Raw genomic sequence first — 13,453 nt, forward strand, 5'->3', positions numbered from 1 at the left:
CCCCGGGCACCCCGCTGCCGCCGGAAGGCGCGCCGCGGGCCGCTCAGCCGCTGCCCGCGGAGGCCGCGGCGCCCCCGGTCGACCCGAACTCGACGCAGGGGCGGGCGATCAGCGTGCGGACGCTGGGCCAGGGCGTGCCGTTCACCCGGCAGGCGGCCCAGGTGCAGCAGCCGTCGGCCATGTCCGTCCCGCAGTCCGTTCCGCAGCAGTCGGCGACGCCTCCCCCGCACCAGCCGGGCGGATCGGGCCGACGCCGCAAGCTGGGGACGCCGCCCGACCCGGCGACGCGTACGGACCAGGCGGCCCGCCCCGAGCAGGGGCAGCCGCGTCCGGCGGACCAGGCGGCCCGCCCGGAGCAGGGCGCGCGCCCGCACCCGGGCGGCGAGCACACGCCGCCGCCCGTCGCCGCGCAGATCCCCGCACCGGCCACCGCACCGGTCCCGGCGCAGCCGTCCCTCGCGGGTCAGTCGCGCCTCGCGCAGCTCACCGAGGGCGGCGGGCGGTCGTACGCCATAGGCGCACCGGACGAGAACGCCGCTGAGGGACCCGAGCCGCTGGACGGGCCCGGCGGGGCCGTCGAGGTGGCCGATCCGCCGCAGCCGCAGCCGATGGACGACGAGTTGCCGCCCGAGCCGCTGGACAACCCGCGGCGGCTGCTGGTGTGGCCGGCGCCGGACGTCAGCACCCAGCAGGCGCTGAGCGACCGGGGCTACCGGCCGGTGATCGTGAACTCGCGCGAGGAGGTCGACGCGCAGATCGCGGCCTTCCCCGCCGCGCTGTTCGTCGACCCGCTGACCGGGCCGATCACCCGTACGGCACTGCAGTCGCTGCGGCAGGCCGCCGTGGCCGCCGAGGTGCCCGTCCTCGTCACGGCCGGGCTCGGCCAGGCCTCGCGGGACGCGGCGTACGGCGCCGATCCCGCCGTGCTGCTGAAGGCGCTGGCGCCGCGTGACACCGAGCAGCATCCGCCGCGGGTGCTGCTGATCGAGGAGCACGCGGAGATCGCGCTGGCGCTGACGGCGACGCTGGAGCGGCGCGGGATGCAGGTCGCGCGGGCCGCGAGTGACGCGGACGCGGTGACGTTGGCGGGGCAGTTCCGGCCGAACCTGGTCGTGATGGACCTGCTGCAGGTGCAGCGGCGGCAGGAGGGCTTCGCCGGGATCGTCGACTGGCTGCGGGCGAACGGGCAGCTCAACCGCACCCCGCTCGTCGTCTACACCGCCGCCGTCGACCAGGCCGACCTGCCGCGGCTGGCTTCCGGGGAAACGGTGCTGTTCCTCGCGGAGCGGTCCACCAGCGCCGAGGTGCAGACCAGGATCGTCGAACTGCTCAGCCGGATCGGCACGAACTAGCGGCCCCTGGGCTGGCGGAGGCACCGACCAGCGGCACTTGGCCTGCCACCGAACGACCAGCGGCTCCCAGCCGCCACGGCACCAACCAGCGGTCCGGGCCTGGCCAAGGGGCTGGGTCCTGGCTGGTGGATCCCACCCGGCCGGCCGCGCGCGGAACAGGGGCCCCGGAGAGATCCGGGGCCCCTGTCGCCGTTCGTCAGCCGAGGGACGTGACGTCCAGCTCGCCCTGCGCGTACTGCCTGCGCAGCACCTTCTTGTCGAACTTTCCTACGCTCGTCTTCGGGACTGTCGGGATGACCGTCCAGCGCTCCGGGAGCTGCCACTTGGCGATGCGGCCCTCGTCGGCGAGGAAGGCGCGCAGGGTCTCGAAGGTGGCGGTGGAGCCCTCCTTGAGGACGACCGTGGCCAGGGGGCGCTCGCCCCACTTCTCGTCGGGTACGGCCACGACGGCCGCTTCGGCGACGTCCGGGTGGGACATCAGCGCGTTCTCCAGCTCCACCGAGGAGATCCACTCGCCGCCGGACTTGATGACGTCCTTGGCGCGGTCGGTGAGGGTGAGGAAGCCGTCGGCGGAGATGGTGCCGACGTCGCCGGTCTTGAGCCAGCCGTCCTCGCTGAACTTGTCGGCGGGGCGCAGCGGTTCGGCGTCGGGGCCGTTGTAGTAGGCGCCCGCGATCCAGGCGCCGCGCACCTCCAGCTCGCCGGCGGACTCGCCGTCCCAGGGGAGGCGTTCCCCGCCGGGGCCGGTCAGGCGGGCCTCGACGCCGGCCGGGAAGCGGCCCTGGGTGAGGCGGTAGGCGAACTCCTCCTCGGCGTCCGTCACACCGGCCGGCGGACGGGCGATGGTGCCGAGCGGGGACGTCTCCGTCATGCCCCAGGCGTGGCAGACCCGCATGCCCAGCTTGTCGAAGGCCTCCATCAGCGAGGGCGGACAGGCCGAGCCGCCGATGGTGACCTGGCCGAGGGAGGAGACGTCACGGGGGTTCGCCGTCAGCTCGGCGAGCAGGCCCTGCCAGATGGTGGGGACGGCCGCCGCGTGCGTGGGCTTCTCGCTCTCGATCATCGCGGCGAGCGGGGCCGGCTGGAGGAAGCGGTCCGGCATCAGCATGTTCACGCCGGTCATGAAGGTCGCGTGCGGCAGGCCCCAGGCGTTCACGTGGAACTGGGGGACCACGACCAGCGAGGTGTCCTCGTCGGTCAGGCCCATCGACTGGGCCATGTTGACCTGCATGGAGTGCAGGTAGATGGAGCGGTGGCTGTAGACCACGCCCTTGGGGTCGCCGGTGGTGCCGGAGGTGTAGCACATGGCGGCGGCCTGGCGTTCGTCCAGCTCGGGCCAGTCGTAGGACGTCGGCTTGCCGGCGATCAGGTCCTCGTACTCGTGGACGCTGACGTCCGCGTCGGCGAGGAGGGAGCGGTCTCCGGGGCCCGTGACGACCACGTGCTCGACCGGCTTGAGGTGCGGCAGCAGCGGGGCGAGCAGGGGCAGGAGCGAACCGTTGGCGATGATCACGCGGTCGGCGGCGTGGTTGACGATCCAGGCCAGCTGCTCGGGTGGGAGGCGGAGGTTCAGGGTGTGCAGGACCGCGCCCATGGACGGGATCGCGAAGTAGGCCTCGACATGCTCCGCGTTGTTCCAGGCGAGGGTCGCGACGCGCTCGTCGTCGGTGACGCCGAGGTCCTCGCGCAGCGCGTGGGCCAGCTGGGCCGCGCGGGCGCCGATCTCGGCGAAGGAGCGGCGGTGCGGCTCGCCCTCGCCGGTCCAGGTGGTCACCTGCGATGTCCCGTGAATCGTGGACCCGTGGGTCAGGATCCTCGAGATCAGCAGCGGTACGTCCTGCATCGTGCTCAGCACGGCGTCCTCCCGGGGGCGACATTGCCTACGCGGTGGTAAAGGTTGCGCTGATTCTGCGCACATACCACGCGGTATGTCACTAGGACCGGGCGATCGATCACATCACGCCATGCCGGAGAAACGGCTCACAGCCGGCCGGCGCACCGCCTCATTGGCGGACAAGCCCCAGCTCAGCGTCCTCGCGGAGCTTGCCGAGCGCCCGGGAGACGGCCGACTTCACCGTACCCACCGAAACGCCGAGCACCTCGGCCGTCTGCACCTCGCTGAGGTCCTCGTAGTATCTGAGGACCACCATCGCCCGCTGCCGGGCGGGCAGCCGCATGATCGCCCGCCACATCGCGTCGCGCAGCGCCTGCTGCTCGGCCGGGTCGTCACCGCCCGGGACCGGGTCGGGCTCGGGCAGCTCCTCGCAGGCGAACTCGTCGACCTTGCGCTTGCGCCACTGCGAGGTCCGGGTGTTCAGCAGGGCCCGTCGCACATAGCCGTCGAGGGCACGGTGGTCCTCGATGCGCTCCCAGGCGACGTACGTCTTGGTGAGGGCGGTCTGCAGCAGGTCCTCCGCGTCGCTCGGGTTGCCGGTGAGCGAGCGGGCGGTACGCAGCAGCACCGGCTGGCGGGCCCTGACGTACGACGAGAACGACGGGTACGGAAGGGTCTGCGCCGCTGGTCCGGCCGCCTTCGAAGCGCTCGTGCAGACGAGTGTGGTCATGGCTCAACGCTATGAGCGGGGGCACCGCGAGCGGATCGGCCGCAGGTCCCGAAGCGGGGTCCCCCTCAGGTTGTACGGGTAGGGCCCGCCGCACCTCCTACAGGTGGAGCGCGGGCCCCGGGGTACTGCGGGTTCACCCCTGCGGGTCGGCGGTGAGGACGAGTCCCGACGTGGGGACGCCCGTCCCCGCCGTCACCAGGACCCGTTCCGCTCCGGGCACCTGATTCGCCGCGGTGCCCCTGATCTGCCGGACAGCCTCGGCGATGCCGTTCATGCCGTGCAGGTACGCCTCCCCCAGCTGCCCGCCGTGGGTGTTGAGGGGCAGGTGTTCCTCGGCCACGAAGTCCGCCGCCTCGCCGGGGCCGCAGAAGCCGAACTCCTCCAGCTGCGTCAGGACGAACGGCGTGAAGTGGTCGTAAAGGATGGCCACGTCGATGTCGGCCGGCGCGAGTCCGGAGGTCCGCCACAGCTGCCGGGCCACGACCGCGGCCTCGGGCAGGCCGGTCAGGTCGTCGCGGTAGAAGCTCGTCATCTGCTCCTGGGCGCGTCCGGCGCCCTGGGCCGCCGCGGCGATCACGGCGGCCGGACGGGGCAGGCCGCGGGCCCGTTCGACGGAGGTGACGACGAGGGCCTGGCCGCCGTCCGTCTCCTGGCAGCAGTCCAGCAGCCGCAGCGGTTCGACGATCCAGCGCGAGGCGGCGTGGTCGGCCAGGGTAATGGGGCGGCCGTGGAAGTGGGCCGCCGGGTTGGTCGCCGCGTACTTGCGGTCGACGACGGCCACGTGCCCGAAGGCCTGCGGGGTCAGCCCGTAGGTGTGCAGGTAGCGCTGGGCGGCCATCGCCACCCAGGAGGCCGGCGTGAGCAGGCCGAACGGCAGCGACCAGCCGAGGGCCGCGCCCTCCGCCGACGGTTCCCGGTGCCGCACCCCGGAGCCGAAGCGGCGGCCCGAGCGTTCGTTGAAGGCGCGGTAGCAGACGACCACGTCGGCCACGCCCGCGGCGATCGCCAGGGCGGCCTGCTGCACGGTGGCGCAGGCCGCGCCGCCGCCGTAGTGGATCCGGGAGAAGAAGGAGAGCTCCCCGATGCCGGCCGCCTGGGCGACGGTGATCTCGGGGCTGGTGTCCATGGTGAAGGTGACCATTCCGTCGACGTCGGCCGGAGTCAGCCCGGCGTCCGCGAGGGCCGCCCGCACCGCCTCGACGGCGAGGCGCAGTTCGCTGCGGCCCGAGTCCTTGGAGAATTCGGTGGCCCCGACACCGACGACGGCCGCACGCCCGCCGAGTCCGTCCCGCCCCGCGAGGCTCATGCCTCGACCCTCACCGTCACGGTGCCGGTGACATGCGCGCCGAGCCCGTTCGCGCCGACGACCCGGACGGTCGCCGTGTCGCCGTCGACCTCCTCGACCGTGCCGGTCAGGACCATCGTGTCGCCGGGGTGGTTGGGCGCGCCGAGCCGGATGGCGACCCGGCGCAGCTGCGCCCGCGGGCCGAAGTGGTCGGTGATGTAGCGGCCGACCAGGCCGTTGGTCGTCAGGATGTTCATGAAGATGTCGGGGGAGCCCTTCTGCCTGGCGAGTTCCGGGTCGTGGTGGACGTCCTGGTAGTCGCGGGAGGCGATCGCCCCGGCGACGATCAGGGTGCGGGTGACCGGGATCTCCAGCGGCGGGAGCCGGTCGCCGGCCTTCACGGAGTCACCCCCTGGAAGACGGGCAGCACCAGCTCGTCGTCGTAAGCCCGGAACTCCAGCCGGACCGGCATGCCGATCCGCACCTTGTCGTACGGCACGCCCACCACGTTGCTGACCATCCGCACCCCCTCGGCGAGCTCGATCAGGCCGACCGCGTACGGCGGTTCGAAGGCCGGGAAGGGCGGGTGGTGGTGGACGACGTAGGAGTAGACGGTGCCCTCGCCGCTCGCCTGGACGGTGTCCCAGTCGGGGGAGCCGCAGGTGGTGCAGCCCGGCAGCCAGGGGAAACGCAGGGTGGCGCAGGCGGTGCAGCGCTGGATGAGGAGCTCGTGGCGGGCCACGCCCTCCCAGAAGCCGGCGTTGTCGCGGTTGACGACCGGGCGGGGGCGGCGTTCGGCCGGCTTCGAAGGCCGTTGTACGGGGGCGTACTTGAGGATGCGGAAGCGGTGGGTGCCGGCGAGTTCGCCGCCCGCGCGGACGTCCGTGCGGGTCGTGACGAAGTAGCCCGCCCCGAGTTTGGTGGTTTTGCGGCCGGACACCGACTCGATGACCGAGTCGAACGTGATCTCGTCGCCGGGGCGCAGCGGGCGCAGGTACTCCTGTTCGCAGTCGGTGGCGACGACCGCGCCGTGGCCCGACTCGTCGAGCAGGGTGAGGAGTTCGTCGTAGGCGGCCGTGCGTTCCGGGCGGCGGGTGAGGCCGGCCATGGTCCATGCCTGGAGCATGGTGGGCGGGGCGATGGCGTCCGGTCCCGTGTACGCGGGGCTGGTGTCGCCCATGGCCTCGCACCAGTGCCTGATCATCGGCTCGTTGACCGGGTCGCGGCCGACTCCGGTGGCGGCGGCCGGACGGCCCTCGTAGGCCTTCAGGCGCGCCTCGAACTCCTCGTGGACCTCCGGCTCACCACTCACGGCTTCTGACTGTCCGTCAGATCTGGGGCCTCGTCAAGGCCCCGCAGACGCGAAAACGCCTGCGCGGCGGTACCGGAGCACCGCCGCTCAGACGCTTTTCACCCCACGAGACACACCCCCACGGCACCCGGGCCGATGCCGCCGCACCGGCCCGGTCAGCTCACCACCACAGCGGGGAGAAGCTGACGGCGGTGTTGGCGTTGCCCTGGTTGACGGCCGTGAACTCCGAGCCGTTGACCTGCGCGGTGTTGCTCTGGTTCGAGGCGCCGTCCCCGACGGCCTGTTGCTGGGAGGTGGCCGCGTTGCCGAAGTTGTCGCCGCCGACGCCGCTGCCGAGGATGCCCTGCTCGGCCTCCGTGACGGACGCGATGGATCCGTTGTCCGCGAAGGCGCCGTTGTCCGCCGTCGCGACGCCGGTGAAGAGGGCGGCTGCGAGCGGAAGGGCGGAGACGGCTGCGATGACGCGGGCGGTACGGATGCTTGCCATGTTTCTTGTCCCTCCAGGACTTTCCGGAACCGAGGACGCACCGGCTCATGACCGCCTGTGCGTGAACCACTGCTGTCACCAGGGAAGTTGGCCGGCCACCCCGGTGCGGTGCTCGACGTCGCGAATCCAGAGTTGCCCACCGAATCCCCGGCGAACCACACCGGAAGCCACCATTCGCACGCAAGCGTGAGGACATGTCGATAAACCCCTTTGCGTCACTTGTGCGTCACTTCCGTACCGAACAGGAGCGAAACAGGGCGTTCGAACCCGGGTGCCGCAAAGGACGAAGCGTTCCAGCACTTTTCCCGGCCACCACCCGCCCCCGGCGCGTCGCACTCGATTCCTCTTTCCTTTTTCGAACGTACGTACGAAACTAGAGGCATGGCCACCACCGACCGGCAGGCCACGACGCTGGCCCTCGCACACGCCCTGTCAGCCGCCGAGCGCGGACTGGCCGTCATCCCCCTGTCCCGCTCCAAGCTCCCGGCACTTCGCTCCCCGCACCGCGACGACCCCGCTCCCTCCCCCTGCCACGGCGCCTGCGGCAGCCTCGGGCACGGGGTCTACGACGCCTCCAGCGACCCGGACCGCATCCGCGAGCTGTTCGCCGCCGCGCCCTGGGCGACCGGCTACGGCATCGCCTGCGGGCTGCCCCCGCACCATCTGATCGGCCTCGACCTGGATGTGAAGACCGGCACGGACTCCTCGGCCGCCCTGCGCGAGCTGGCGCTGCGGCACCTGTTCACGATCCCGCCGACCGTGGTCGTCGTGACCCCCTCCGGCGGGCGGCACCTGTGGCTGAGCGGCCCGCCCGAGGTGGTCGTCCCCAACTCCGCGGGCCGGCTCGCCCCCGGCATCGACATCCGGGGCGCGGGCGGCTACCTGGTCGGCCCCGGCTCCCGCACGGGCCAGGGTGTGTACGCCGCCGCCCCCGGCACCGCGCACCTCGCCCCCGCCCCCTGCCCGCGCTCCCTGCTGCGGTTGCTGCTCCCGCCGCCGCGCGCCCAGCACGCGGCACCCGCGGCGGCCGGCGCGCACGGCCAGGGCCTGGTCCAGTTCGTCCTGGCCGCGCACGAGGGCCAGCGCAACACCCGCCTGTTCTGGGCGGCCTGCCGGGCCTACGAGGACGGCAGCGGCCCGGCGCTCGTGACCCCCCTGGTCGACGCGGCGGTGCGCACCGGCCTGTCCGAGCGGGAGGCCCGGACCACGATCGCCTCCGCGGCACGGATGACGGGGCACCGGCCGTGAGCAAGGCCCCGCCCATGACCACCACCGAAAGACCTCGATGCAACGCCACGCAAAAGCGCCGGCCCTGGCGCTCGCCCGCCTCGTCCTGGCCTCCGGCCGCCCGGTGGACCTCGCCGAGCTGCGCTTCTCCTCGACCTACGGCGACCTCCAGGACGGCTACCCCTGCAGGCCGCTGAACGACCTGCGGATACGGGACCTCCTGCGGGCCGCCGAGCGGTCCCGCCCGGGCACGCCGGTGCACCTCGTCCCGCCCCGGCGCGAGTACCCCGACCAGTACGCGGGCGGCCTCGGCCCGGTCGAGGTGCTGCCCGCCGTGGCCTGCCTCGGCACGTTCCACTCCGCGGCCCTGGACCCGGCCCGCGACCCGGTCGCCTACCGATCGCGCCTGACCGTCGTCTGGTTCCAGTCCACACCGCGCCTGCCCTCGGGCTGCGACGCCGAGTCCGCGCTGCGCGACCTCGACTGGCCTGTTCTGGCCCGGGACGCCCCGGCGCGTACGTAGGGTCGTCCGATGAGCGCTACCCGTACGGAACTGCTGCGCCGGCAGTTCGAGTTGACCTGGTCGCTGTTCGAGTACCACCTGGAGCGGCTGGAGCAGGATGACTTCCTGTGGGAGCCGGCGCCGTACTGCTGGACGATGCGCCGGGGACCCGACGGCACCTGGGTCCCGGACTGGGCGGACGCGGAACCCGACCCGGTGCCCGTCCCCACCCTCGGCTGGGTGAGCTGGCACCTCGGATGGTGGTGGAGCGTCACCCTCGACCACGCCCGGGGCCGCCCGCCCCGCGACCGCGAGGACATCGTCTGGCCCGGCGAGGGCTCCCCGACGATCGAGTGGCTGCGCGGCCTGCGCACCGAGTGGCTCAAGGTCCTGGACGACCTCACGGACCCGGACCTGGACGCCGCGGCCTCGTTCCCCCTGCCGGACGACCCCGAGTACACCGTCGCCGACATGCTGGCCTGGGTGAACGCGGAGCTGATGAAGAACGTGGCCGAGATCGGCCAACTGCGGCTGCTGCGGGCGGCGTCCGCGCAGAACGTGCCCCGGTGAACGCGTTCGGCCCGGTCGGGTCCCGTCTCCCGGGGCGCGACCGTCCCGTGCATGACATCGTGGAGGCATGAACGTCGATGTCCGGCCGGCCGGGGACTTCGAGGACGTCCGTGCCGTGATCGGGCCGAAGTCGCCCGGGGCGAACGTCTGCTGGTGCCTGAGCTACCGGATCCCCTCACGGCTCAACAACGAACTGCGCGGCCCGGCCCGCGGCGCGTACGTCGCCGAGCTGTGCCGCGCGGAGCCGCCCCCAGGCGTGCTCGCCTACGACGGCGACGAACCGGTGGGCTGGGCCGCCGTCGCCCCGCGTGCGGACACCTCGTTCGCCCGCAACCGCAAGATCCCGCACCTCGACGACCTGCCGGTGTGGTCGCTCTGGTGCGTCCGGGTCCGCCCCGGCCACCGCAAGCAGGGCATCTCGCACGCCCTCATCGCCGGCGCGGTCGCGTTCGCCCGGGACCGGGGCGCACCGGTGATCGAGGCATATCCCCTGGACAACGGCGACGCCAAGGTCGACCTGACGATGGCCTACGCGGGTCTGCGGAAGAACTTCGAACGGGCCGGCTTCGTCCACGCGGCGGACACGACCTCGGTCCTGGCCGGTCATCCCCGGATCCTGATGCGCCTCGACCTGCGCTGAGAGACGCGCCTCGACCGGCGCTGAAAGGGCGCTGAAAAGGGCGCTGAAGAGAGCGCTGCACAGGGTGCCGAAAAGGCTCGACCGCTGGCGACGGGGGATGCACCAGCGGTCGAGCTATGGCCAAGGGTAACAAGCGCTTGCCCACCACGAGCCGACTGGGTGCCGGGAAGCCCCCGGTTGTGACTGGCATCACGCAACTGCCGTGGTGGTCGGGCGCGTTGGGAGAGCCGGTCTCGTCAGCCGTCGCACGGCGGATCATAGGAGAGCCGGGGCAGGTACTCCCGCCAGGTGTCCTGCGTCAGCACACCCCGGGTCATCGCGCAGATGCGGCGCACGGCCGTGTCGACGTCGAGATTCCAGAGCCGGATGGTGTCCGCACCGCTCGACACCCCCAGCATGTGGCTGTTCGGGCTGAACGCCAGGAACGTGCCGGTCTTGGAGTTGGGGCTCATCGACTGGCCGATCGCGGTGGCGTCCGAGGGGTCGGAGACGTTCCACAGCCGGACGGTGCTGTCGTTGCCGCCGCTGGCCAGGGTGCGGCCGTCCCGGCTGAACGTCAGCGACACGACCGCCTCGGTGTGGCCCGTGAGCCGCGCCTGCTGGGAGGCCCCGGCGGGGTCCGAGATGTCCCAGAGGCGGACCGAGTTGTCGTCACCGGCGCTGGCCAGGATGCGGCCGTCGCGGCTGTAGGCGAGCGCGTTGACCGCTCCGAGGTGGCCCCGCAGCGGCTTCCCGATCAGGGTCGCCCGGCCGCGGGCGGACACGTTCCACAACCGGATCGTGCCGTCCGCGCTGCCGCTGGCGAGCGTCCGGCCGTCCGGGCTGAACACGAGGTGGTTGACATAACCCTTGTGGCCGGTGAGGGGCTTGCCGAGCGGTCGCGGGCGAGCCGGGTCGCCCACGTTCCACAGCTGGATGGTGCGGTCGTCGTAGGCGGTGGCCAGGACCCGCCCGTCCGGGCTGAAGGCCAGCGGGTCGGCGTACCGGATGTGCAGGGGGGCGGGAGAGCCGTGGCGGACCGGGCGTTCGGGGTCGCCGAGGTTCCACAGCTCGACCACCCGGTCGCCCGTCACGACCGCGAGGGTGCGGCCGTCCGGGGAGAACTCCAGGGAGCGCACGTCGCCCTTGCCCGGGCGGAACGGTTCGCCCAGCCGCGTCGGCCTGCCGGGCCTGCGCACGTCCCACAACCGGATCCGCCCGTCGCGCGCCGCCGTCGCGAGCAGCCGCCCGTCCGGCCGGAACACTCCGGTGCGGCCGGTCATGTCCGACGTCGGCAGCGACCACAGGCGGACCTTGTTGTCCCCCGCCCCGGTGGCGAGGGTCCGCCCGTCGGGGCTGAAGCCGAGCGCGTACATCTCGCCGCTGCTGCCCGCGAGGGGCCCGCCGACCTGCGACGGGTACTCCGGGTCGTTGACCTTCCACAGGCTCGCGGTGCTGTCCGCGCTGGCCGCGGCGAGCATGTTCCCGTCGGGGCTGAAGGCCACCGACCAGACCGGCCCGGTGTGACCGGTCAGCGGCGCGCCGATCGCGACCGGGCGGCCCGGACCGGCCGTGTTCCACAGCTGTACGGTGCCGTCGGCGCTGCCGCTGGCGAGGGTGCGGCCGTCGGGGCTGAAGGCCACGGAGTGCACGGTGGCCGTGTGCCCGGTCAGCGGCGTCCCGGCGGGCTTTGGGCGCGCGGGGTCGGAGACGTCCCACAGCCGGATCGTGCCGTCGTCGCCCCCCGCGGCCAGGGTCCGCCCGTCCGGACCGAACGCCACCGAGCGCACCGCGGCCGTGTGCCCGGTCAGCGGCTCGCCCAGGGCCCGCGGCCGGCGCGGGTCGGCCGTGTTCCACAGCCGGACGGTGTGGTCGTCGCCCGCGGAGGCCAGCGTGCGCCCGTCCGGGCTGAAGGCGATCAGATAGATCGTGCCGTCATGACCGGTCAGGGGCTTGCCGAGCGACTTCGGGTGCCCGGGGTCGGACACGTCCCACAGCCGTACGGTGCCGTCGTCGGAGGCACTGGCGAGCGTCCGGCCGTCCGGGCTGAAGATCGCGCTGCTCACCCAGCTCGTGTGCCCGGTCAGGGGCCTGCCCAGCGGCTTGGGGCGCTTGGGGTCGGCGACGTCCCACAGCCGCACCGTCCGGTCGTAGCTGGCGGTGGCCAGGATCCGTCCGTTCGGGCTGAAGGTGGTGAGGTAGACGGCACCCGTGTGGCCGGTGAGGGGGGTGGAGAGGGGGGCGTTCACGATGGAGATCAGGCGGCTGATCGCGCCCTTGTCGTCCGGCCGCAGACCGTGCGCGACCAGGTCGAGCTGCGCGGACAGCGACGGATCGGTGTCCTGCACACGGTCGGACTGCGCGAGCACCTGCTCGAAGACGGCCTCGTCCCGCTGCTTCCAGGCGACGACGGCGGACCCGACGGCCACCATCGCCAGGACGACGAGCGTCGCCACCGCGCCCCGGCTGATCCAGATGATCCGCCTGCGCAGCCGGACCGACGCGGCCAGGAACTCCACGGCGCTGCGGGTCAGGAACGTGTCCCCCGCGGACCGCGCCCAGCCGTGGGCCTGCTCCAGCCGGGAGCCCCGGTAGAGCAGTGCGTTGTCGCGGTTCGACTCCTCCCAGGCCCGGCCGTCCTCCTCCAGGCGCTGGCGCAGCAGATTGCCCTGCCGGTCCTCGTCGATCCAGTCGCGCAGGCGCGGCCAGGCGTGCAGCAGCGCCTCGTGGGTGATCTCCACGGTCTCCGCGTCGAGCGTCACCAGCCGGGCACGGACCAGCGCTTCGAGGGACTCCTCGGTCTTGCCCGGGTCGGTCGACTCCTCGGCCAGCTGACGCCGGGTCCCGCGGCGCCGCGTGGCCTGGGTGTCCTCGCCCAGCCGGACCAGGCGGAGCAGGAGCAGCCGGGCGGCGGTGCGCGCGGCCGGGTCGAGGCCGGTCCAGGCCCGTTCGGCGGTCGCCGCGACCGCGCCCTGGATGCCACCGGCCGCGCGGTAGCCGGCCAGGGTGAGCCGGCCCGCCTTCCGGCGCTGCCAGGTGGCCAGCAGGGCGTGCGAGAGCAGCGGCAGCACGCCGGCGTCGTGCGCCCCGCGCGGGCCGTCCGTGCTGACCTCCCGGACGATCAGCTCCGCGAGCCCCGGTTCCAGCTCCAGGCCGACGGCCTTGGCCGGGCCGGTCACCGCCTCGCGCAGTTCCGTGGTGGTCAGCGGCCCGAGCACCATGTGCCGGTGCTGGAGCGCGTCGGCCAGCTCGGGGTACCGCAGGCAGCGGTCGTAGAAGTCGGCGCGTATGCCCAGCACCACGATCGCGGGGGCCGGTTCGCCGGGGCCGGCGGGCGAGCAGGCGGCGTGCAGGACCTCGACGAAGGCACGCCGGTCCGCCTCGTCGGGGCAGAGGGTGAACGTCTCTTCGAACTGGTCCACGATGACGACCGGCCGGGCCCCGGAGGGGTCTACGCGCCGGGCCCATGCGGAGACGGCGACGCGGACGGCTTCGGGGGAGGGCGGAGTGATGGAGGAGGGCGGAGTGGTGGAGG

11 protein-coding genes and 1 pseudogene are annotated in these 13,453 nt (G+C 73.1%); 5 read left to right on the top strand and 7 right to left on the bottom strand.

What is annotated here, in order from left to right; all coding sequences use genetic code 11:
- Nucleotides 1-1,352: pseudogene (locus K4G64_RS34020) on the top strand (nickel transporter); the annotation flags it as partial.
- 196 nt (nucleotides 1,353-1,548) lie between these two features.
- On the opposite strand, the gene K4G64_RS34025 reads toward K4G64_RS34020, so the two are convergent.
- The 6 genes from K4G64_RS34025 to K4G64_RS34050 form a co-directional block, all read right to left on the bottom strand.
- Nucleotides 1,549-3,195 (bottom strand): long-chain fatty acid--CoA ligase, encoded by a 1,647-nt coding sequence (locus K4G64_RS34025; RefSeq protein ID WP_221759778.1) that lies wholly within the window; start codon nucleotides 3,193-3,195, stop codon nucleotides 1,549-1,551.
- Between the two features lie 160 nt (nucleotides 3,196-3,355).
- On the bottom strand, nucleotides 3,356-3,916 hold the full coding sequence (locus K4G64_RS34030; RefSeq protein WP_031108631.1) for a SigE family RNA polymerase sigma factor: 561 nt from the start codon (nucleotides 3,914-3,916) through the stop codon (nucleotides 3,356-3,358).
- A 133-nt stretch (nucleotides 3,917-4,049) separates the two neighbouring features.
- The gene (locus tag K4G64_RS34035; RefSeq protein ID WP_221759769.1) at nucleotides 4,050-5,222 is read right to left on the bottom strand and encodes a lipid-transfer protein; all 1,173 of its coding nucleotides are present in this window, start codon (nucleotides 5,220-5,222) and stop codon (nucleotides 4,050-4,052) included.
- Nucleotides 5,219-5,602, bottom strand: coding sequence for a MaoC family dehydratase (locus K4G64_RS34040; RefSeq protein WP_221759770.1), 384 nt, complete (start codon nucleotides 5,600-5,602; stop codon nucleotides 5,219-5,221). Before K4G64_RS34040 ends, K4G64_RS34035 begins: the two co-directional genes overlap by 4 nt.
- Nucleotides 5,599-6,513, bottom strand: a complete 915-nt coding sequence (locus tag K4G64_RS34045) for a bifunctional MaoC family dehydratase N-terminal/OB-fold nucleic acid binding domain-containing protein (RefSeq protein ID WP_221759771.1) — start codon at nucleotides 6,511-6,513, stop codon at nucleotides 5,599-5,601. The genes K4G64_RS34040 and K4G64_RS34045 overlap by 4 nt, the downstream gene beginning before the upstream one ends.
- A 160-nt stretch (nucleotides 6,514-6,673) precedes the next feature.
- Complete coding sequence (locus tag K4G64_RS34050) at nucleotides 6,674-7,000, bottom strand: hypothetical protein (protein WP_221759772.1); 327 nt, start codon at nucleotides 6,998-7,000, stop codon at nucleotides 6,674-6,676.
- A 381-nt stretch (nucleotides 7,001-7,381) separates the two neighbouring features.
- Between K4G64_RS34050 and K4G64_RS34055 the strand changes: the two genes are divergently transcribed.
- The 4 genes from K4G64_RS34055 to K4G64_RS34070 all read left to right on the top strand — a co-directional run bounded on the left by K4G64_RS34055 (nucleotide 7,382) and on the right by K4G64_RS34070 (nucleotide 9,939).
- Nucleotides 7,382-8,248, top strand: coding sequence for a bifunctional DNA primase/polymerase (locus tag K4G64_RS34055; RefSeq protein ID WP_221759773.1), 867 nt, complete (start codon nucleotides 7,382-7,384; stop codon nucleotides 8,246-8,248).
- Nucleotides 8,249-8,285: 37 nt separating this feature from the next.
- Nucleotides 8,286-8,750 (top strand): hypothetical protein, encoded by a 465-nt coding sequence (locus tag K4G64_RS34060; RefSeq protein WP_221759774.1) that lies wholly within the window; start codon nucleotides 8,286-8,288, stop codon nucleotides 8,748-8,750.
- A 9-nt stretch (nucleotides 8,751-8,759) separates the two neighbouring features.
- A complete protein-coding gene (locus tag K4G64_RS34065) occupies nucleotides 8,760-9,299 on the top strand; it encodes a DinB family protein (RefSeq protein ID WP_221759775.1) in 540 nt (179 codons plus the stop codon).
- Nucleotides 9,300-9,366: 67 nt separating this feature from the next.
- Nucleotides 9,367-9,939, top strand: a complete 573-nt coding sequence (locus tag K4G64_RS34070; protein ID WP_221759776.1) for a GNAT family N-acetyltransferase — start codon at nucleotides 9,367-9,369, stop codon at nucleotides 9,937-9,939.
- A gap of 236 nt (nucleotides 9,940-10,175) precedes the next feature.
- Here the strand turns inward: K4G64_RS34070 and K4G64_RS34075 are convergent.
- Nucleotides 10,176-13,453: WD40 repeat domain-containing protein (locus K4G64_RS34075; protein ID WP_221759777.1), on the bottom strand; the 3,278-nt coding region annotated here is incomplete at its 5' end.

It is taken from the genome of Streptomyces sp. WAC04114 (assembly GCF_019733245.1).
Lineage (GTDB): Bacteria > Actinomycetota > Actinomycetes > Streptomycetales > Streptomycetaceae > Streptomyces > Streptomyces massasporeus_A.

What these genes read in the sequence shown, in the direction of transcription:
- K4G64_RS34025 (WP_221759778.1), bottom strand. Translation starts at nt 3,195, where the DNA reads ATGCAGGACGTACCGCTGCTGATCTCGAGGATCCTGACCCACGGGTCC.
- K4G64_RS34030 (WP_031108631.1), bottom strand. Translation starts at nt 3,916, where the DNA reads ATGACCACACTCGTCTGCACGAGCGCTTCGAAGGCGGCCGGACCAGCG.
- K4G64_RS34035 (WP_221759769.1), bottom strand. Translation starts at nt 5,222, where the DNA reads ATGAGCCTCGCGGGGCGGGACGGACTCGGCGGGCGTGCGGCCGTCGTC.
- K4G64_RS34050 (WP_221759772.1), bottom strand. Translation starts at nt 7,000, where the DNA reads ATGGCAAGCATCCGTACCGCCCGCGTCATCGCAGCCGTCTCCGCCCTT.
- K4G64_RS34055 (WP_221759773.1), top strand. Translation starts at nt 7,382, where the DNA reads ATGGCCACCACCGACCGGCAGGCCACGACGCTGGCCCTCGCACACGCC.
- K4G64_RS34060 (WP_221759774.1), top strand. Translation starts at nt 8,286, where the DNA reads ATGCAACGCCACGCAAAAGCGCCGGCCCTGGCGCTCGCCCGCCTCGTC.
- K4G64_RS34065 (WP_221759775.1), top strand. Translation starts at nt 8,760, where the DNA reads ATGAGCGCTACCCGTACGGAACTGCTGCGCCGGCAGTTCGAGTTGACC.
- K4G64_RS34070 (WP_221759776.1), top strand. Translation starts at nt 9,367, where the DNA reads ATGAACGTCGATGTCCGGCCGGCCGGGGACTTCGAGGACGTCCGTGCC.